Annotated in this window: 11 protein-coding genes, 1 tRNA gene and 2 pseudogenes; 6 read left to right on the forward strand and 8 right to left on the reverse strand. The window is 72.8% G+C overall.

Annotation, left to right across the window (positions count from 1 at the left end; all coding sequences use genetic code 11):
* Nucleotides 1–55: 55 nt before the first annotated feature.
* From STTU_RS18545 to STTU_RS18555, 3 genes are all read right to left on the reverse strand, one after another.
* Nucleotides 56–259, reverse strand: a complete 204-nt coding sequence (locus STTU_RS18545; RefSeq protein ID WP_007825638.1) for a DUF397 domain-containing protein — start codon at nucleotides 257–259, stop codon at nucleotides 56–58.
* 245 nt (nucleotides 260–504) lie between these two features.
* Complete coding sequence (locus STTU_RS18550) at nucleotides 505–1,380, reverse strand: helix-turn-helix domain-containing protein (RefSeq protein WP_007825640.1); 876 nt, start codon at nucleotides 1,378–1,380, stop codon at nucleotides 505–507.
* A 385-nt stretch (nucleotides 1,381–1,765) separates the two neighbouring features.
* Complete coding sequence (locus tag STTU_RS18555; protein ID WP_043255641.1) at nucleotides 1,766–2,479, reverse strand: GOLPH3/VPS74 family protein; 714 nt, start codon at nucleotides 2,477–2,479, stop codon at nucleotides 1,766–1,768.
* 203 nt (nucleotides 2,480–2,682) lie between these two features.
* On the opposite strand from STTU_RS18555, the gene STTU_RS35915 reads away from it, so the two are divergent.
* Together STTU_RS35915 and STTU_RS18565 are read left to right on the forward strand one after the other, a co-directional pair.
* Nucleotides 2,683–5,259, forward strand: coding sequence for a D-alanyl-D-alanine carboxypeptidase (locus STTU_RS35915; protein ID WP_007825642.1), 2,577 nt, complete (start codon nucleotides 2,683–2,685; stop codon nucleotides 5,257–5,259).
* A gap of 275 nt (nucleotides 5,260–5,534) precedes the next feature.
* On the forward strand, nucleotides 5,535–7,622 hold the full coding sequence (locus STTU_RS18565; protein ID WP_007825643.1) for a hypothetical protein: 2,088 nt from the start codon (nucleotides 5,535–5,537) through the stop codon (nucleotides 7,620–7,622).
* Between the two features lie 1,637 nt (nucleotides 7,623–9,259).
* On the opposite strand, the pseudogene STTU_RS18575 reads toward STTU_RS18565, so the two are convergent.
* A pseudogene (locus tag STTU_RS18575) lies at nucleotides 9,260–9,925 on the reverse strand (GntR family transcriptional regulator).
* Between STTU_RS18575 and STTU_RS35550 the strand changes: the two are divergent.
* A pseudogene (locus STTU_RS35550) lies at nucleotides 9,897–10,466 on the forward strand (tyrosine-type recombinase/integrase); the annotation flags it as partial. The pseudogenes STTU_RS18575 and STTU_RS35550 sit on opposite strands and share 29 nt — an antisense overlap.
* 66 nt (nucleotides 10,467–10,532) lie before the next feature.
* Here the strand turns inward: STTU_RS35550 and STTU_RS18580 are convergent.
* Nucleotides 10,533–10,605: transfer RNA gene (locus tag STTU_RS18580), tRNA-Arg, on the reverse strand.
* A 201-nt stretch (nucleotides 10,606–10,806) separates the two neighbouring features.
* Nucleotides 10,807–12,294: a M6 family metalloprotease domain-containing protein gene (locus tag STTU_RS18585; RefSeq protein WP_007825649.1), complete on the reverse strand. Its 1,488-nt coding sequence runs from the start codon at nucleotides 12,292–12,294 to the stop codon at nucleotides 10,807–10,809.
* A 328-nt stretch (nucleotides 12,295–12,622) separates the two neighbouring features.
* On the opposite strand from STTU_RS18585, the gene STTU_RS18590 reads away from it, so the two are divergent.
* On the forward strand, nucleotides 12,623–13,471 hold the full coding sequence (locus STTU_RS18590) for a TetR/AcrR family transcriptional regulator (RefSeq protein ID WP_043257535.1): 849 nt from the start codon (nucleotides 12,623–12,625) through the stop codon (nucleotides 13,469–13,471).
* A 407-nt stretch (nucleotides 13,472–13,878) separates the two neighbouring features.
* Entirely contained in the window at nucleotides 13,879–15,447 is a 1,569-nt protein-coding gene (locus STTU_RS18595; RefSeq protein WP_052862523.1) for an MFS transporter, read from the forward strand.
* Between the two features lie 446 nt (nucleotides 15,448–15,893).
* On the opposite strand, the gene STTU_RS18600 is transcribed toward STTU_RS18595, so the two are convergent.
* The gene (locus STTU_RS18600; protein ID WP_007825655.1) at nucleotides 15,894–16,415 is read right to left on the reverse strand and encodes a MarR family winged helix-turn-helix transcriptional regulator; all 522 of its coding nucleotides are present in this window, start codon (nucleotides 16,413–16,415) and stop codon (nucleotides 15,894–15,896) included.
* Between the two features lie 204 nt (nucleotides 16,416–16,619).
* Between STTU_RS18600 and STTU_RS18605 the strand changes: the two genes are divergently transcribed.
* Nucleotides 16,620–17,384: a dioxygenase gene (locus STTU_RS18605; RefSeq protein ID WP_007825657.1), complete on the forward strand. Its 765-nt coding sequence runs from the start codon at nucleotides 16,620–16,622 to the stop codon at nucleotides 17,382–17,384.
* 673 nt (nucleotides 17,385–18,057) lie between these two features.
* Here the strand turns inward: STTU_RS18605 and STTU_RS18615 are convergent.
* On the reverse strand, nucleotides 18,058–19,125 hold the full coding sequence (locus STTU_RS18615) for a questin oxidase family protein (RefSeq protein ID WP_043255652.1): 1,068 nt from the start codon (nucleotides 19,123–19,125) through the stop codon (nucleotides 18,058–18,060).
* Between the last annotated feature and the right edge of the window lie 109 nt (nucleotides 19,126–19,234).

Here is a 19,234-nt window from a genome sequence, read left to right on the forward strand (position 1 = left end):
AAGCGGCTGTACGGGGGGTGCGGGCGCCTGGGCGCCGCGGGGCGCCGCGGGCGGATCAGACGCCGGGGACGCGGGTGACGGCGGTGACGAAAGTGCCCCACGAGGCGGCCGGGAAACCCAGCTCGGGCCCCTCGGAGACCTTCGAGTCACGCACCGAGATCGACGCGGAGACGGGGGACTTGACCTCGACACAGGCTCCATTGCCCGTCGAGTACGAGGACTTGACCCATTCGTTGGTGCGACCGTGCTGAAGAGACATGAGAATTGCTCCGGTTGTACGAGGTGGTGGCGACGCCCCCGCCGGAACGGCCGACGGGCGCCGATACGCCCCCTGACGTGCCGCTTCGGGCCGCATCAGGTGGCGTGAACGACGCTACCCGCCCCCCGCCGCGCCGAAAGCGATCGTTCACCCGACCGGATGGCATATTCCAGAGGTCCCTACCGTGAGTGCGGGAAAGGGTGTACCGTCCCGCGCCACGCGGTCAACTCACCTCGTGAGTCGCCTCATTCCCCGCTCGCCCCGTACAGCTCCTGCGCCACACGCGTGATGAAGTCGCGGCTCACATCCGGGTTGAGCGCCATCGCGCGCAGGTGCTCGTACATGACGCTGTACTGCTCGACCTCCGCCGCCTTCTCCAGGTACAGGTCGCTCACGACGCCCTCGATGTAGACGACGCTGGAGTCCGCCGTGTCGGGGAACTCCAGTACCGCGTACTGCCCGTTGAGCCCCGGGTGCGCGCCCACCTCGAAGGGGATCACCTGCACCGTGATGTGCGGCAGGTGGGACATCTTGACGAGGTGCTCCAACTGCCCCCGCATGACGTCCTCGTCGCCGACCCTGCGGCGCAGCGTCGCCTCGTCGATGACGGCCCAAAGTCGCAGCGGCTTCTCGGCGTTGACGTCCCTGACGCGGTCCTGGCGGGCCATCCGCACCCGTACCCGCTTCTCGATGTCGGCGGCGGCCGTCTCCGGCAGCGCCCCGGTGACGAGCGCGTGCGCGTACTCGGGCGTCTGGAGCAGCCCCGGCACCACCTGCGGGTCGTAGATCCGCAGACTCGCCGCGTCCGTCTCCAGACCGATGTAGATGGAGTAGGGGATGTCGCCGAAGGTGTGCCACCAGCCCTGCTGGCGCGAGTCCTTGGCCATCTGCATGAGCGAGTCGACGATGCGCAGGTCCTCGACCTCGTAGACCCCGCACAGGTCGCGGACATCGCGCTGGCTGATGCTGCGCCGCCCGTTCTCCAGGCGGCTGATCTTCGACTGCGAGACGAGCAGGCGCTCGGCGACCTCCTCGGCCGTCATGTTCCGCGCCTCGCGCAGTTTGCGCAGCTCCTGACCCAGTCGCCGACGCCTGACGGTGGGGTTGACATTGGACGCCACGGGCGGGCACCTCCGGCTCGCGTTCTTCACCGCCCCGCACGAGGCGGCGCGTGTCTGCTGCTCAGCAGGGTGCCACCGACACGCCGTACCCGGGCGCGAAACAGTCGAGTTGAGCCAAATACGCGGAACGGCACGACGGAGCGGCGCCCGGTGGTGTAAAGGGGCGCTGGGGGTGGTACGGGGTGACCTCCCGTACGAGTGCGGGGCGTTCGCCGGTTACGCGTGCGGGACGTTCTCCGGTACGCGTACGGGGCGCCCCGCGCCGTCTGCCGCCCGGCCGGGTCGCCCCGTACACGTGAAGCCGTACGTGTACGTCGCGCTGTACACGTACATCGAGAACTACCGGCTCGCCGAAGCGATCCGCCGAGGCGGCCCGCCGAAGGCGTCAGCGCACCGCCGTGGTCACCGTCGCGGCCCGCTGCGGCTGGGACGGGACGCGTCCCGGTGCCTGCCCCTGCCCACGCCGGGCGGGCGCGGCGACCCCGTTCTGCACGTCCATGACGGCGTGCGCCACGAGTCCGCCCATCGGGTCGTGCCGGATCAGGTCCCGCAGCCGGGAGCGCGAGGAGCGCCCCTCGTTGCCGGGATAGAGGTGCTTGCCGAGGCCCACCGCGTGCGCGAGGGCCGCGAGCGCGGCCGTACGCGGGTCCGGTGGCACGCCGGTGCGGATCGCCGTGTCGAGCCGGGACCTGATCTCCCTGCTCGTCGACGTCTCCGCGGCCTGGTAGCGCGTCGTCGGCAGCACCCCGCACATCTGGCCCGCGACGGCGGTGACCATGCCGATGCGCTCCAAGTGCGAGAGATACGTCTGACGCAGCCCGAGACGTGGCCCACCGATCCAGTGGACCGCGCGCACCGGGGCGCCACGCCTGCGCAACAGCTCAAGCGCGTGGTCCAGGGTCGGATCACCGGTCGGCCGCGGTACGACCACGGCGATCCGGTCCCCGTCCGGGGCTATCCGTCCGGCCAGCGCCAGCTCCACTAGCTGTGCTCCGGCCAGACCGAGGTCGAGCGACTGCGGCTGCGCTGTGGTACCCGTGGCCGGGTCCAGAGCGAGCAGCAGAAGCTCCTCCGGAAGTGTTCTGCGGCTCTTGCCCATCCATGCCTCCCCGCGTGGATGTCTGACAGGGTGACCCCTCTCACATTGGTCTGTCGAGGGTGCCTGACCTTTATGAAAGGGAATGCGCACACATGTCGTTCTTGTCCCGAGCCCGAGTCGCGGCCGTGCCAAGGACACTGGTAGAGGTTCGGCAGCACGACCGGTTCGCGTGCGTGCGCGCACGGCTTACGGAGGAGGCATCGGTGGCGGGCGAGTCCCCCGACAGGGCACAGGAGCACAACTCACCGGAGGGGAGTGCCCGGACACGTACGACGGGAACGGGGGGAGGCATCCCCGTCTCGCGCCCCGACGACCGGCTGCGCGCGGCGGTCGCGCAGTGGGTGCGGTCGGCCGACGAGACGGAGGAACCGGAGGCACGGGCAGCGGAACCCGGGGCACGGGCCGGGGAACCGGCGGCAGGGGCCGAGGAGCCCGCCGCACGGGCCGACGAGCCCGCCGCGAAGCCCGCGGGCCCCTCGTGGGCGCGTGAGGCGCGTGAGGCGCGGGAGGCTCCGGAGGACGACGGTACGGAGCCGGGCGGTACGGGCACCGGAGCGGCGCCCGAGCGCGAGGCCGAGGCCGTACCCGCGCAGGCCGAGGAGCCCCGCGTACCGGAGGAGTCGCCGGAACCGGAGGCGGCGAAGGAGCCCGCCGAGGAGCCGGGGGAGCCCCACGAGCCCGAGGCGGAGCCGAAGTCCTCCCCGGAGTCCGCTCCCGGGCGGAAGGCGGGCCCCGAGCCGAAGCCCGCCCCCGCGACCCGTGGGCTCTCGTTCCACAAGGTCGACACCCCCACCACGTCCCTCTCCGTCTTCGGCGTCGTGCGCCCCGCGGCCGACCACACCACGACCGTCCTGAAGCTCCCCGAAGCCGAAGCCCCCAGCTCGAAGCTCAGCGACGCCCCGAAGGCCGCCGCCCCCAAGCCCGCCGAGGCCCCCAAAGCCGCCAAGGCCCCCAAGGCCGCCGAGCCGAAGCCGGCCGACGCCCCCGAGCCCCCCAAGCCCGCCGGCCTCAAGCCCGCCGGGCCGCTCCCCGACGAGGAGCCCCCCGCCGAGCGCACGAGCACGTTCGTCCCGCTGCGCCCCCTCGACGACGCCCGCCCCGCCGCGCTGCGCCCGAAGGACCCCCGCGCCGCAGCGGGGACGCCCGCCGAGCCCCGTACCACCGGCAAGGCCACGGACGCGGCCCCCGCCAAGGCGAAGAAGAAGCCGAGGACGGACGCCCCGGCCGCCAAGCCCTCCGGAGCCGCCGCCGGGAAGTCCGCCCAGCCCTCCGGGGCCGCCGCCGGGAAGAGCGCCGCGCCCGCGGACGACTCCGCCGCCAAGTCCTCGTCCCCTTTCGGTGCCGGTTACACCGCGTCCCAGCCCGACAACGCCACCACCGGCTCCACGCCGTCCTCCACGAGCCCCACGACCCCCGCCTCGATCACCGCCGAGATCCCGGCCGGGACGGCCGTCGGAGCCGAGGAGACCCGGCAGCAGCCGCTGCCGCCCAAGGCACCGCTCGACCTGCTCGCCGAGCTGACCAACACGCCGCCCCCGCCCGAGACCCCGATGCGCACGGTCGTGCGGCGCTTCAAGATCTGGACGCCGCTCGTCCTGCTCCTGGTCGTCGTCCTCGGCGTCGTGCAGGCGGTGCGCCCGCTCCCGCAGCCCACGCTCGCGCTCACCGCCGCGACCACGTACCAGTTCTCCGGCAAGGCGGCCCCCATGCCGTGGCCGAAGAGCGGGCAGGCCGCGATGGACGTCGACGGGCTCGGCAGCTTCGGCAGTTCGGGCGCGCAGAAGCCGGTGCCGATCGCGAGCGTCGCGAAGGTCATGACCGCGTACCTCGTGCTGCGCGACCACCCCGTCAAGAAGGGTGGCGACGGGGCGAGCATCACGATGGACCAGAAGGCCGAGGACGACGCCGGCCTGTCCGCGCAGAACGAGTCCACGGTCGACGTGCGCGCGGGCCAGAAGCTCTCGCAGAAGGAGGCGATCGAGGCGATCATGCTCGCCTCGGCGAACAACATCGCCCGCCAGCTCGCCCGCTGGGACGCCGGGTCCGAGAAGGACTTCGTCGCGAAGATGAACAAGGCCGCCGACGAGCTGGGCATGAAGAACACGACGTACACCGACCCCTCGGGCCTCAACAAGACGACGGTCTCGACCGCCGAGGACCAGGTGAAGCTCGGCAAGGTCGCGATGAAGGACCCGCTCTTCCGCGAGGTCGTGCGGATGCCCGCGTACGTGGACAGCAACGGCAAGACGCAGACGAACTGGAACCGCCTCGTCCCGATGAACAACACCGTCGGCATCAAGACGGGGACGACGACGGCGGCCGGCGGCAACCTGCTCTACGCCGCGACGAAGGAGGTCGGCGGCACGACCCGCACCATCGTCGGCGCCGTGCTCGCCCAGCCGCCCGCGCCCGAGGACAACTCGATCCTCACCGGCGCGCTCAACGCGGGCAAGGCGCTCATCGAGGCCGCGCAGGGCACCCTCGTCGCCGAAAAGGTCGTGAAGAAGGGTGACGTCGTCGGTAGTGTCGACGACGGTCTCGGCGGCACCACGCCCGTCGTCGCGGCCAAGGACCTCACGGCGGTCGGCTGGCCGGGCCTGACCGTGCGGCTCAAGCTCGTCGACGACGGCACGGCGCTGCCGCACGAGGCGGCGGCCGGGACGAAGGTCGGCGTGCTGCGGGCCGGGGACGGCACGAGCAGCGCCGTCGAGGTCCCGGTCGTGCTCCGGTCCGCGCTGAGCGAGCCGGGCCTCGGTACGAAGCTCACCCGGCTGGGGTGAGCGGGGACCGGGGGAGTCGCTTCGCCCCGCCGAGTGGCGGACCCCTCCGGTATCCCGGCCTGCGGCGCCTCAGCCGGTCGACCGACCGGGCGTGACGCGTGGTCGACCGGGGGTGAGGGCCTCCTCGCCCCCGGTCACAGGGCGCGTGCTAGCGTCACCGGATCGGGGCAGAACGGACAGGCGGTCGCGAAGTCCACCCGGCAGGACCGGGAGCGGCCGGCACGGGGTTGGGAGGGCCTTCGGTGGCCACTGCGGAGCCGACGCGAGCCGACGGCGTGGACGGGACGCGCCGCGTGCGCGCACCCCGGGACGCGGGAGCGGAGCGGGAGCCTGCCCCGGAGCGTTCCCCCGCGCCCGTACGAGAGAAGGCCGCCGCACGGGAAGAGCCCCCCGTGCGGGAGGAGACGCCGGTACGGGAAGAGGCGTCCGTAGGCGAGAAGGCGGCCGTTCGCGGGAAGGCCGCCGGGCCGAGGAAGGCGTCCGTGCCGGAGAGGCCCGCCGGGCGGGGGGAGGCGCCGGTACGCGAGAAGGCGGCCGTCCCGCGCCAGGGCGGCGCCCCCGAGGCGGCGTCCTCCCCTCCGGCACCGCCACCCCCTCCGCCCCCGCCTCCCGCACCCCGTTCCCGCTGGCGCCGCTTCGCCTTCCACCCCGTCACCGTCGCCACGACGCTCTCCGCCGTCCTCCAGCTCGTCTGGTTCTTCACGTTCGCGAACAGCGGGGGCGACCTCGCGGCGCAGGACGCCTGGGCGGAGTTCGTCGGGCGCCACCCCGACTCGGCGTACAACCTCGCCTGGTACGGGGGCATGCACCCCGTCTCGTACAGCATCGTGTCGCCGTACCTGATGCACGTGCTCGGCGTCCGGACCACGCTGATGCTCGCGAGCACGGTCTCCGCCGGGCTCATCGCCTACTGCGCGAGCCGTATCCGCGCCGTCCGCAACCCGCACCTGGTGGGCCTCGCGGGCGTCTACGCGCTGCTGTGCAACACCGGTTCGGGGCGCGTCACCTTCGGCCTGGGCCTGATGTTCGGGATCGCCGCGGTGGCCGCCGTCTTCACGTGGCCCGAGGCGTGGCGCGGGGCGCGCAGGACACGCGCGGTCACGGCGGCGCTGTGCGCGGCGCTCGCGACGGCGGGCTCCCCGGTCGCGGGGCTGTACGTGGGACTCGTGGCCGTCGCGATGTTCTTGTGCAAACGCCGCAAAGGCGCGTACGTCCTCGGCATCACGCCGATCCTCGTCGTCGGCGCCTCGACGCTCCTCTTCCCCTTCTCCGGCACGCAGCCGATGTCCTTCGGCTCGTCCTCGCTGCCCCTGGCCTTCGCGCTCTTCTGCTTCTTCCTGGTCCCCAAGGGCTGGCACACGGTACGGATCACGTCGGCGGTCTACTTCGTCGTGGTGCTCGGCGTGTGGATCATCAGCTCGCAGATCGGCAGCAACATCACGCGGCTCGCGATGCTCTTCGTGGGCGTCGTGCTCGTCGCGGCGCTGCCGCACCTGCGGACGCGCGGCTGGCGCTGGTGGACGGCGGTCATCGGGATCTGCGGCTTCACCTTCTGGATCGGGTTCAAGACGGCCGACGACATCGTCCACACGACGCCCGCCGCCTCCTGGGGCCGCGAACTCGCCCCGCTGATCCACCAGCTCCAGCACCACGACGCCGAGAAGGGCCGCGTCGAGGTCGTCCCGACCGGCGGCCACCGCGAGGCGTCGGCGCTCGCCCCGTACTTCAACCTGGCCCGCGGCTGGACCCGCCAGGCCGACATGGAGCGCAACCCGCTCTTCTACGACTCGACGCTCAACTCGGCCAACTACCACGAGTGGCTCAAGCGCTGGGCCGTCCACTTCGTCGTCCTCCCCACGAGCGACGACAAGCCCGACGGCGACGGCGCGACCCGCGAACGCGCCCTCATCTCCGCGGGCCAGCCCTACCTCGACCTGCTGTGGGCCGACGCCAACTGGCAGGTGTACGAGGTCGAGCACCCCGTCCAGCTCGCCGAACCCCCGGCGACGGTCACGAGCACGGGCCAGTCCGAGCTGGTCATCAAGGTCACGACCCCGGGCCGCGTCCTGATCCGCATCCCGTACTCGCCGTGGCTGAGCGTCGTGGACAAGGACGGCAAGGCCCACCACGCCCCCAAGGAGACCGAGGAGTCCAAGAACCGCGAGGACGACTCGACCCCCAAGACCTTCCGCAACCTCTACGGCTGCCTCTACGAGACCCCCGAGGACAAGTCCGGCGACAAGTGGACCGAACTCCTCGCCCCCCACCCCGGCACCTACCACATCGCCGGCCCCTACCAGATCCCCCGCGGCACCCCCTGCCCGCAAGAACTCCGCCCCCCGGAACCGGAACCGGCGAACTGAGGGGGATGCGGGACGCGGGGGGCGTTGGGTGCGTGGGCGTCCGGGGTGTGCTGAGCGCGTAGGGCGGGTTGGGCGCGCGGAGTAGGCGGGACGCGACGGGCGCGCGGGCGTGCGGAGTGAGCGGGACGCGCTGGGCGCGCTGGGCGCGCGGGGCCTGCTGAAGTGCGGGCGTCCGGTCGTGCGGGGCGCGCACGCGTACGACGGAGGGCCGGGCCCGAAAGAACGGGTTCCCGGCCCGGCCCCACCGCCCGGATGGGCTTACCGCCCCGCCAGGGCTACCGCTTCTTGCGGATGCCGCGCTTCTTCTCCCGGGCTTCCTTCTCCTTGCGCTGGGCCACGCCGTAGGCGGACCAGGGCCCTTGATGCAGCGGACACCTGGAGGTCCCGCTCACGACCTTCCGCTGACACCGTCCCCCTGCCTTGGTGGGAGCACCACACTTCGCCACGCCGACCTCCCCCTCCGGACCGTCACGTCCCCCCACCGTGGCCCGCCCACCGCCCCCTCGGGAAGGCGCTCACGCGGCACACCGGGGGCGCGCGGGCGCACACCGACAACGGTCGCTCCCAGGCCCGGACGCGCACACCAAAAAGGGGCCACCTCCGAAAATTCGTAGGTGGCCCTCAGACGGCAGCCCCGGCACGGCGGAGCCTCCCCGGAGGGGGAGACGCGCGCACGTCCACGGGCGATCTGCACAAACAGCAAGATCGTTGAGGGGAAATTCAGCCGGTGGGGCGCCGAACCGGGGGCTCAGTGAGGGCGTGGCACGAACGCAGCCAGGAAGGGCGGGGGAAACGGCAAAAGGCGCCGCACCTGTTCCGACCTGCGAAGGAAGGGCCGCGCCCCTGCTGGATGCTGTGCCCCCGGCAGGATTCGAACCTGCGACACCCGCTTTAGGAGTTCGGTCTACGTCTGCTCCTGGGGCCTTCGTCGGCTGGTCCGACGCTCGCTCTGGGGCGCCTGGGTGCGCCGCTGTCCGGGCCCGTTGATGGCAACTTTGGATGTCAAGAGTTGCCAACTGTGGGGCGACTTGAGTGGACCTAAAACCATCTCTGATCCCGTCTAGTTGCTTGGCATAATGGGCCCATGGATCTAGGGGGTACGGCTACAATCGCCGCCGCTGCAGCGGTAATTGGGGCAGGCCTCGGCGCATTCGGAGCCATACGCGCGGCCAAGAACACAGGGAACTCTCAGCGCCGCTCCCAGCACGAACACTGGCAGCGACAGGCTCGCGCTGATGCCTACGCCCGGTTCGCGAATGCAGCAGACGAACTTGCTCCCGTGCTCTCCGCCTTTGCTTCGGCGGAGGGCTCAGCACCGGCAGACCTGCTGGAGCGGTCCACCGAGGCGCGCCGACTCATGTCGGCGCTCTCGAAAGCCGAGAGTGCCGTGTCTCTGGCCGGGCCTGGCGCCGTGGCCGCAGAGGCTCTGTCGGTGGTACGGGCTTACGGGTCCGTCCTGAGGGGCGCGCTCGTGAGGCACGGGCTGGAGTCAGCCAGGCGGAGCGATCCGCCATCCTCCGTGCGTGCCCATTGGCCGAGCTTGAGGCCTTTCCGTGAACTGGCACGATCTGCCCTGGATGATCCAGATGGCGCCTTGGGTGGAAGGCGTCGTTAGGCAGGTGATCTCGGCAGGTCTCTTAGTGGTTGATCGGGATCTCGTAGACGATCTCGCAGTGGGCGGCGGGCACGATGATGTCCGCCGTCTCCACGGGTCGCCCCTCGTCGCTGTAGTACGTGCGCCGGATGTGGGTGACGACTGCGGCCTTCTGGATGCCGAGGAGCGATGCCTCCTCGTTGCTCGCGTGCCGCGGCTCCGGCTGCTCGACGGCGTGGCTGACGGTGATGCCGATCTCGGCCATGCGGTTCACGACGCCCGCCCCGGTATGAGGGCCGCCCTCGGGCAGGACGACGAGCGTTCCGGCGGTGAGGTCGTACGGTTCCCAGCTCGTCGACAACTGCACCGGCCTGCCGTCGGCCAGGAACTCGTACACCGTCCGGACGCACAGGTCGTCTTCGGCGATGCCGAGTCGGGCCGCGATGGCTGCCGGGGCCGGCACCTTGGCCTCGGTCCGGCTCTCTCAGTCCCCGTACTTGCCGACGGCCTTCATGTCCGCACGGAACGGGGAGTCGGCGCGCTGCTCCCGTGCCGAGGAGCGGACCATCCGCATGCGCTGACGTGGCTCGGCGACGTACGTGCCCGAACCGGCGCGGCCTTCCAGCACGCCCTGGGAGATGAGGAGCTCCTGAGCCCGGCGGACCACGTGCTCGCCGACGCCGCTGTACGCGGCGTTCGTCCTCGCCATCGCGATGGGCTCCGCCGAGGTGAACTGGTCGGGCCGCGTTGGTCGGACATCGACCTCGACGGCCGCGTCCTCTACCTCCGTCAGCAGACCCAGTGTCGTCGCGGGGTGCTGTACGACGACAACCCCAAGAGCCGCCGTCGTCGAACCGTTCCGCTGCCCGCGCTCTGTGTCGCCCCGCTGCGCTGCACCGGATGCGTCAGGCGGTCGCGCGGGCCAAAGCGGGGGAGCGGTGGCAGGACTCGGACTACGTCTTCACGACTCGCACCGGTCATCAGGTCGAGCCGTGGAACGTCTACCGCTCTTTCACCCGCGTCGCCCAGTCCGCCGGGCTGCGGGTGGTCCGCCTGCACGACGCCCGCCACGGTATGTGGCCACGCTCCTCACGGCGACCGGAGTGGCGCCGCAGGTGGTGATGTAAATCCTCGGCCACAATCAGATCAGCATCACGATGGAGGTGTACACGCACGTCGTGCAGGACACGCAGCGAGAAGCGATCAGCCACACGGATCGACTGCTCAAGAGGCGTCCCGGTCGTCGGTGACCGTGACCGTTGATGTCAGAAGCCCCTCATCTACGGATATCCGTAGATGAGGGGCCTCTGACTTAGTGCCCCCGGCAGGATTCGAACCTGCGACACCCGCTTTAGGAGAGCGGTGCTCTATCCCCTGAGCTACGAAGGCGGGGTCCTGGGGTCAGGCGGACTGGGCCAGGACGCCGGTGGCCGTCGGCGGGGTGCCGGTGGCCGCCGTCAGTGTAGCGGGTGGGGAGTGGGGGTGGGGCGCCGACGAGGGCGGGGGACGGGCCCGCGTGGGCGTCGCGGGGTCCGGCCTCTCGGCCGCCGGGGTCGGTGGCGGCTTCCCGGCCCGGGGGCGCTCGGCGGCTCAGTCCCTGTGCACCCGTACCCGGTACTCCCCGTCCTCCGTCCTCCCCAGCACCTCCACCCGGGTCCGGGAGCCGTCGTCGCGGTAGGTCTCGCCGACGCCGAAGGGGGCGTCGGAGAGTTCCGCGTGGACGTTGGGGCTGCGGGTGCAGCCTCCGCTCTCCTTCTTCGAGTCGGCGACCGTGATCGGGCCCTGGCCCGTGTCCACGTCCGCGTCGACGCGGTAGACGAGGAGGCCCGGCTTGCAGACACTGTCGTCGTTGCCGCCCCGGGTGCGGACCTCGGCGGCGATGCCGGACGTGTGCGAGAGGGGGATGAAGAGGAGCTTCCTGTCGTGGCCCGCCGCCGCGAGCGGCGCCACGGTGAAGTCGTGGGTGCCCGGCGAGGCCACGCAGCCCACCTGTTCGTCGTCGAGCCAGCCCAGCTTCCACTTGTGCCAGCCGAGGAGGTCGTTGTCGGCCCCCCAGTCCTCGCTCATGATGTCCCAGTGCCCCACGGCGCCGCCGCCGTCCTGCGTGTAGAGGTCGGGGAGGCCGAAGACGTGGCCGTTCTCGTGCGGGAGCACGCGGTAGCCCGTGCGCGCGTACGAGCCCGAGCCGTCGTCCTGGCGGCTGTAGAGGAAGCTCGTGTTGGCGAGCGGGACGCCGTCCGCGACCGGCGCCTCGCGGTTGCCCGCGAAGGTCACCGAGAGGACGGTGTCGAGCGCGGACGGCCCGGCGTTCGGTGTGACGAGCACGTTCACGAGGTCGTACGAGGCGAAGTCCACGAGCGGGTCGGAGATCTTCACGAGGTCGCGCACGAGCTTGCGGTAGCCCGGCTCGAAGGGCGCGCCGCGCTCTATCCCGTACGCGGAGAACGGCTTCGGCATCCGCAGCCAGCGCTTGACGGGCGTCTCGGGCCGGTAGTCGATGCGCCCGTACGAACTGCGCTCGAACCACCGCGTCGTCTGCGGGAAGAACTCCTTGAGCCGGTCGTCGACCGTGCCCTCGCCCTCCGCGTCGGAGAAGTCGACGAGGAGGTTGAGCGCGCGCACGCGCCCGGTGGAACGCGCGTACCCGGCGGTGGTCGGCAGCCCCTCCGACATCTGCGTGCCGAGCGGCCCGGATATCCGGCACGCGTCGATGCCGTCCCCGCCCCCGGCGGCGACGGGCCCCGCGGCCGAGTGCCCGGCGGCGTCGGGGGAGCCCGAGCCCGTCGTGCTGAGCGTGACGGCGACGGCGAGCGGGGCGAGCGAGGCGACCGCGATGCCGCGCCGGAGGCGGGCGGCGCGGCGGAGGCGGGCGGCGGGAGCGGGGGCGGACGTGGAGGAGGCGCCGTCGGCGGGGGTACGGGGTGTGGCGGCGCCCGCCGCGTCACGTCGGCCGGTACGGGGCCGGGCCGTACCCGGTGCGTGGGCGCGGCCGTCCGGTGCGGGCTTTCCGCCCGCCCGGCCGCCCCGGCCGGGTATCGGGCCCGAGGGGGAAGGCGCCCCGTTGGTCGGCTGCTCCATGCGTACCGGCCTTCCGTTCGCGGCAGCCACCGTCCTGACCTGCGAGGCTGCCCCCTTCCCGGCCAGCCTCCGGGCGCGGCGGGCGGCGCGCGCGCCGGGTGCGGCCGATCGGAGGTTTTTGTGTGACTCAGGTCACACACCGTGAGGGAAATTTCCGGGGAGGCCGTCCCCGTTTAGGAAGGTGTCGTCGCGAGGCGGGGAGTGGGTCCCCGTTTCGGGCGCGCAGGACTCGGGGCACCGCTTCGGCGGACGCCCCGCACGACACGTACGGACGAGCGGGCAGCGGCCCGCGCGCGAGGGCCCCGCGGGGGCCGGAAGGGAGGTGGCGATGCTCGCCATGACCGAGGGCGTGACCAACGGCAGGACCGGCGGCGTGACCGGCGGAACGGCCGACGGCATGACCGGTGGCCGGACCGATGGTGCGCCCGGCGGCGTGCCGGACGGCACGACAGGCGGCGTGGCCGAGGGCACGACCGGTGCCACGGCCGATGGCGCGGCCCGCTCCCGTACCGGTGGCGCGGGGGCCTCGTGCGATGCGGGGTGCGCGGGGAAGAAGGCCGGGCGGCCACGCGCCGACGCGGTGCGCAATCGCGAGCGGATCATCGACGCCGCGCGCGAGATGGCCGCGGAGCACGGCGCGGAGGTCTCGATCGACGAGGTCGCCCGCCGTGCCGGAGTCGGCAACGCCACGGTCTACCGGCACTTCCACGACCGCCCCGCCCTCATCCGCGAGGCGATCAGGTCCGTCATGGACCGGACCGCCGAACGGGCCGAGGAGGCGCTCACCCTCTCCGGGCCCTTCGACGCGCTGTGCGTCTTCGCGCACGGTGCCGTCGAGGACCGTGCCGGGGCCATGTGCGGGATGCTCAGCGCGAACGCCGACGAGGCCGAGCGCGAGCACCCGGACCTGCGGGCCGCCCGCACCCGCCTGGAGGCGGGCGTGGCGACGCTGCTCGACCGGGCCCGCGAGGCCGGGGAACTGCGCCCCGACGTCGGCGCGGGCGACCTGATGTTCGTCCTCTCCCAGCTCGCCCGGCCACTCCCGGGCTGCACCGCGGCCCTCAACGACCGCTATGTCCACCGCCATCTTCAGCTCTTCCTGGAGGGACTGCGGGCCCCGGCCCGCTCACCCCTGCCGGGCAGCGCCGCCACCCTGGAGGCTCTCCGCACCCCCTGACGGCTCCTTCCTGACGGCCCCTCGCGAGGGCGGGCGACCGCCGGCCGCACCCCGTACCGCCGGTACGGGCCGGACGGCGCGGCGCCGCACCGCGCGAGACCTCGCGTGCGCGCGAGGCCCGTACCACCGCGCGAGACCTCGCGCGCCGGGCCCGTACGACCGCGCGCCGCACGGCCCGAGGACCCGTACCACCCCCAGCTCCCTGAACACCTTGCACACCCGACCGGTCAAGGTGTCGGTCCCCTCCGGGCCGATATCTGCCGACTTCTCGTCTTAACCCGGTCGCAACCCCCCGCACGGTGCGGCGTACGACGATGTCGCCCACCGGCTCCTCCGTCCTTTCCGTCACCCTCCACGGCTCGCGCCCGACGAACGGCGCGCGCCCGCGTCCCGAGGTGGATCTCCCCATGTCAGAAACCCTCCGTACCGGCCCCACGGCCGCTTCGCACGCCGATCCGGCGGCGCCCGATCCGCGCCGCTGGAGGGCCCTCGTCTTCATCGCGCTCGCCCAGCTGATGGTCGTGCTCGACGGGACGATCGTGAACATCGCGCTGCCGAGCGCCCAGCGCGACCTCGGCATCTCCGACGGCAACCGCCAGTGGGTCATCACGGCCTACGCCCTCGCCTTCGGCGGACTGCTCCTCTTCGGCGGTCGCATAGCCGACATGTGGGGCCGCAAGCGCACCTTCATCACCGGCCTCATCGGCTTCGCCGCGGCCTCCGCGCTCGGCGGCGCCGCCAACGGCCAGGCCATGCTGCTCGGCTCCCGCGCCCTCCAGGGCGTCTTCGGCGCCCTGCTCGCCCCCGCGGCGCTCTCGCTGCTCGCGGTCACCTTCACGCAGGCGAAGGAGCGCGCGAAGGCGTTCGGCATCTACGGCGCCATCGCCGGTGGCGGCGGTGCCGTCGGGCTCATCCTCGGCGGCTTCCTCACCGAGTACCTGAACTGGCGCTGGACCTTCTTCGTCAACGTGCCGTTCGCCGTCGTCGCCGCGCTCGGCGCCATCTTCGTCGTCACCGAGCCGAAGGGGCAGCGCAACCGCGCCTCCCTCGACATCCCCGGTGTCCTGCTCTCGACCCTCGGTCTCGTCTCGCTCGTCTACGGCTTCACGCGCGCCGAGTCGGACGGCTGGAGCGACTCCGTGACGATCGGCAGCTTCGTCGCCGCCGTCGTGCTCATCGGCTCGTTCCTCCTGGTCGAGGGGCGCGTCAAGGCCCCGCTGCTCCCGCTGCGCGTCGTCACCGACCGCACCCGGGGCGGGATCTACCTCTCGCTGGGCCTCGCGATCATCGCGATGTTCGGTCTCTTCCTCTTCCTGACCTTCTACCTCCAGGTCGTGAAGGGTTACTCACCGGTCAAGACCGGTTTCGCCTTCCTGCCGATGATGGCGGGCATGATCACCGGCTCGACGCAGATCGGTGCCCGGCTCATGACGAGGGTCCCCGCGCGGTTCCTCATGGGCCCCGGCTTCCTGCTCGCCGCGGTCGGCATGCTCTTCCTGACGCAGATGGAGGTCGGCTCCGGCTACGCGAGCCTCGTGCTCCCGGCCGAGCTGATGCTGGGCCTCGGCATGGGTACGGCGTTCATGCCGGCCATGTCGCTCGCCACGCACGGCATCCAGCCGCGTGACGCCGGTGTCGCCTCCGCGATGGTCAACACCTCGCAGCAGGTCGGCGGCGCGATCGGCACGGCGCTCCTCAACACGATCGCGGCCTCGGCCACGACCGCGTACCTCACCTCGCACGCGGGCAAGGGCGGCGACGCCCGCCTCCTCCAGGCACAGGCCCTCGTGCACGGCTACAGCAACGCCATCTGGTGGGCCGTCGGCATCCTCCTGGTCGCCGCGACCCTCGCCTTCACCCTCGTCACCACGGGCAACCGCAAGACCGGCCCGGCGGCGACGAGCGGCGACGGCGAAACGGCGGACGCCAAGTCGGCGGACACCGAGATCGCGGACATCCCCGTCATCGCTCACTGAGCGGGGCCACGGGCGGCCGGGCACGGTCCGGGGCGGGTTCCGGTACGGAGTCCCTGTGCGGGGTTTCCGTACGGGGCCTGCCGCGGGCCGGCTCGGCCGGGCGGGGCCTGTGGTGGGACGGCTCGGCCGGGCGGGGCCTTTGGTGGGCCGGGCTTGTCGAGCCGGAACGCCCGAGGTGACACAACGCGATACGAACGGCCCGGCGGCCGGGGGCTTCGAGCCCTCGGCCGCCGGGCCGTTCGCGTTCTGGGGACGAGTTCGCGCTTGCGGGTGCGGGGTGGCGCCTACGGACAGGGCCGAGCGCCGGCCGCGAAAGCTCGCCCGTACGCCCGTACGCCCGTACGCCCGTACGCCCGTACGCCCGTACGCCCGTACGCCCGTACGCCCGTACGCCCGCCGCCCGCTCGTCTCCGCCGCCCGGCGGACCGCTCCCCGCCCCGGCCGGCTCAGCGGAGCCAGGGCAGGTCGCTGTCCGGGGCCGTGGGCTGGAGGCCGTCGGCGATCGTCCGCATGATCTCGCCCAGGGCTCGCTGCTGGTCCCCGTCGAGCCGGTCGAAGAGCGCCCTGCGCACGGCGGCGACGTGGCCGGGCGCGCTGCGCCGCAGCATCTCCGCCCCCTCCTCGGTGAGCACGGCGAACTGCCCCCGCTTGTCGGCGGGGCAGTTCTCGCGCCGTACCCACCCGCTCCGTTCCAGGCGCGCCGTCGCGTGCGAGAGCCGTGAGCGCGTGATCTTCGCGCGGCAGGCCAGCTCCGTCATCCGCAGGCGCCCGCCGGGTGCCTCGGAGAGCGTGACGAGCAGCCCGTAGTACACGTGCGGCATCCCGGCGTCGCGCTGCAACTGCCGGTCGAGATGGTCGTCCAGCAACGTCGTCGCCTGCCGGAACGCCTGCCAGACCTCCTGCTCGGCGTCCCCCAGCCACACGGGCCCGGGGACGGGGGCGGGAGCGGGCGTCTTCCCCTCGCTCATCCTTGCCTCCTCCTCACGGTGGGCCCTGGCGACCCGACAACCTTATTGAAGCTTAAACAATGTTGTCGTACTCTCGTCCAGTGAGAAGCGCTTGATGTTTCAAGCATCATGAGTTGCCTCGCGCGGGTCGCGCCGACCCCGGGCCGAGGACACGAGAAGGAAGCAGGTCCACGGATGCCGACTCCGGCCCCCGCCGCAAGCCGTATGCCCACGCTCTACCTGAGCCACGGCGCCCCGCCGCTCGCCGACGACCCGGTCTGGCCCGGCCAGCTCGCCGCCTGGTCGGCCGAGCTGCCGCGCCCCCGCGCGATCCTGATGATCTCCGCGCACTGGGAGGACGCCCCGCTCGCCCTCGGCGCCACCCGCACCCTGCCCCTCGTCTACGACTTCTGGGGCTTCCCCGAGCACTACTACACGGTCCAGTACGCGGCCCCCGGCGCCCCGTGGCTCGCCGACTCGGTCCGCAAGCTCCTCGGCGGCGCCGGCACCCCGGTCCAGGACGTCGAGGACCGTGGCCTCGACCACGGCGCCTACGTCCCGCTCGTCGAGATGTACCCGGACGCCGACATCCCCGTGCTCCAGATCTCCCTGCCCACCCTCGACCCCGAGCGCCTGATGGACCTCGGCCGCAAGCTCGCCCCGCTGCGGGACGAGGGGGTCCTCATCGTGGGCAGCGGCTTCTTCACCCACAACCTCGCGGCGCTCCGCCACGCGGGAGGCGTGCCGAGCTGGTCGACGGAGTTCGACGACTGGGGCAGGCGGGCCCTGGAGGGCGGCGACATCGACTCCCTCCTCGACTTCCGCCACACCTCCCCCGCCGGACAGCTCGCCCACCCCAGGACCGAGCACTTCGCCCCCCTCTTCGTCACCCTCGGCGCCGCCGACGCCACCGGCGAACTCGACACCCGCCGCAGCGTCATCGACGGCTTCTGGCTCGGCCTCGCCAAACGCTCCATCCAGTTCGGCTGACCTCCGCATCTCGCACGTCTGCCGCCGTGGGCGGGGGCTTGCGAGAGGGGCGGGTGAGCGGCGGTGGGGGTGGGGTGGAATCCGGGGCGGAGCCGGGGGGCGTGGAGACCGGGTGCCCCGGTGCGGCTGGGGAGGGGACGGGGGCGGGGCGGGGAGCTGGAACCGGGCCGTACCTGGGGGACGGGGCGGGGGAGCTGGGCTCGGAGTCGTACCCGGGGGACAGGGCGGGGTGGGGCGGGGAGCCGGTCCCGGAGTTGTACCCGGGGGACGGGGCCTGTGCGTGGCTTGCGGTCTCGGCGCGGGCGTGGACTGGGGGCGGATCGGGGGAGCCGGACTCGGGGCTTGGGCGTACGGGATCGCGGAGCACGTGACCGGGCACAGGAGGTTCGCCGTTAGTGCCGTGCCGTGCCGTGCCGTGCCGTGCCGTGCCGTGCCGTGCCGTGCCGGGCGCGGACCGGCCCAGCCCGCGTTCCGCGTTCCGGGTTCCGCCCGGGAGGGCCGTCGTCTGGCCTCCCGCGGCGCCGACTCCATGTCAACGCCTCACAGCCCCACGAGCCGGTGGGCGCGGACCGGCCCAGCCCCCGCCCGCCCGCCACTGCACCCGGCTCCTGTCAGGGACGGTCCCCCTCCCACTGCCGCCCCCGCCTCGCGAAGCTACCCCTACCCCCGCCCCTCACCACACCGGCTCGATGAGCTCCACCGCGCGGAGCGCCGCCGCTCGGGCCTGTGGGTCGGTGAGGTGCAGGGCGGGGTCGAGTGCGGTGTCGGCGAACTTCACCGCGTGCTCGTCCCCGTGGGCCGCCGCCCGTGCGAACACCTCGTCCCTGTCGAGGACTTCGGCCTCCCGCCCCAGCGCCTGCCAGGACGCGGCCCGCCCCGGGCCGTAGGCAGCCGTCACCGCCGCACTCGCCGCCCAGGCCGCCGACACACTCGGCGCCCAGAGCCCGGAGGGGAGTGCGGGCAGCACGCGCAGCACCGCGTTGGGCGCCGTCGCGGCGTGCACGAGCATCACCGGCTCCCCGTGCGCGTGCGTCGCGTACCGGCGTACGGCAGCCGCGACCAGCTCGCGGAGCCGCTCCGCCGCCTCCTCGGGACCACGGAGCCCGGCGGCCGGCCACACTGGGAAGGCGTCAAGCCGCGCCAGCCGCTCCCTGATGCCCCCGCTCTGGCTCGCGACCGCCGGCACCGCGTCCAGCGCCTCGCCCGCGCTCGCGTACGACGCCAAAGCGCGCACCGGAGGCAGCGGCTGACTCCGCGCCGCCCAGTACCCGAGCGCGTGCGCCAGCTCCGCGAGCCGTGGCCCGGCCGGGTCCCGTACCGCCTCGGCCGCCGCGCGCCCACCCGAGGAATCCGCCTCCGTCGCGAGCAACGTCCGTACGGCGTGACCGGTCCGGATCACGGGGTGCGTCGCACCGGCCGCGATCCCCGGCAGCAGGCGCGGCCACCACGTGGCGAGCACCGTGCGCCACGGCGCCTCGGCGAGCCGTACGCCGAAGTACGTCGTCCAGTCGGCGATCCGGCGCGGATCGCCCATCGCCTCGCGCCAGTTCTCCTCGGTGACGCGCGCGTACGAGGACGGAGCCTGCTCCAGCTTGTCCCGGTAGCGATCGACCCAGCGGTGCACCGTGCCGCCGTGCCCGCCGCGCACCAGCGCCTCGACCGCCATCGGCGCGTGGTTGCTGAGCCAGCCGTTCCGCTCCGGTCCCGTGGAATGCAAGCGCTCCAGGGCCTCGTCGAGCACCCCTCCGCCGTCTCCCCCGCGGGGGCCGTGTGCTGTGTCCGGTACGCCTCCTTCCGTCCGCGCGCCGACCGGTACCGCCCCCGGTCGCTCACGGATCTGCCGCTCGTCG

Origin of the sequence: Streptomyces sp. Tu6071 (assembly GCF_000213055.1) — a bacterium.
GTDB classification, from domain to species: Bacteria; Actinomycetota; Actinomycetes; order Streptomycetales; family Streptomycetaceae; genus Streptomyces; species Streptomyces evansiae.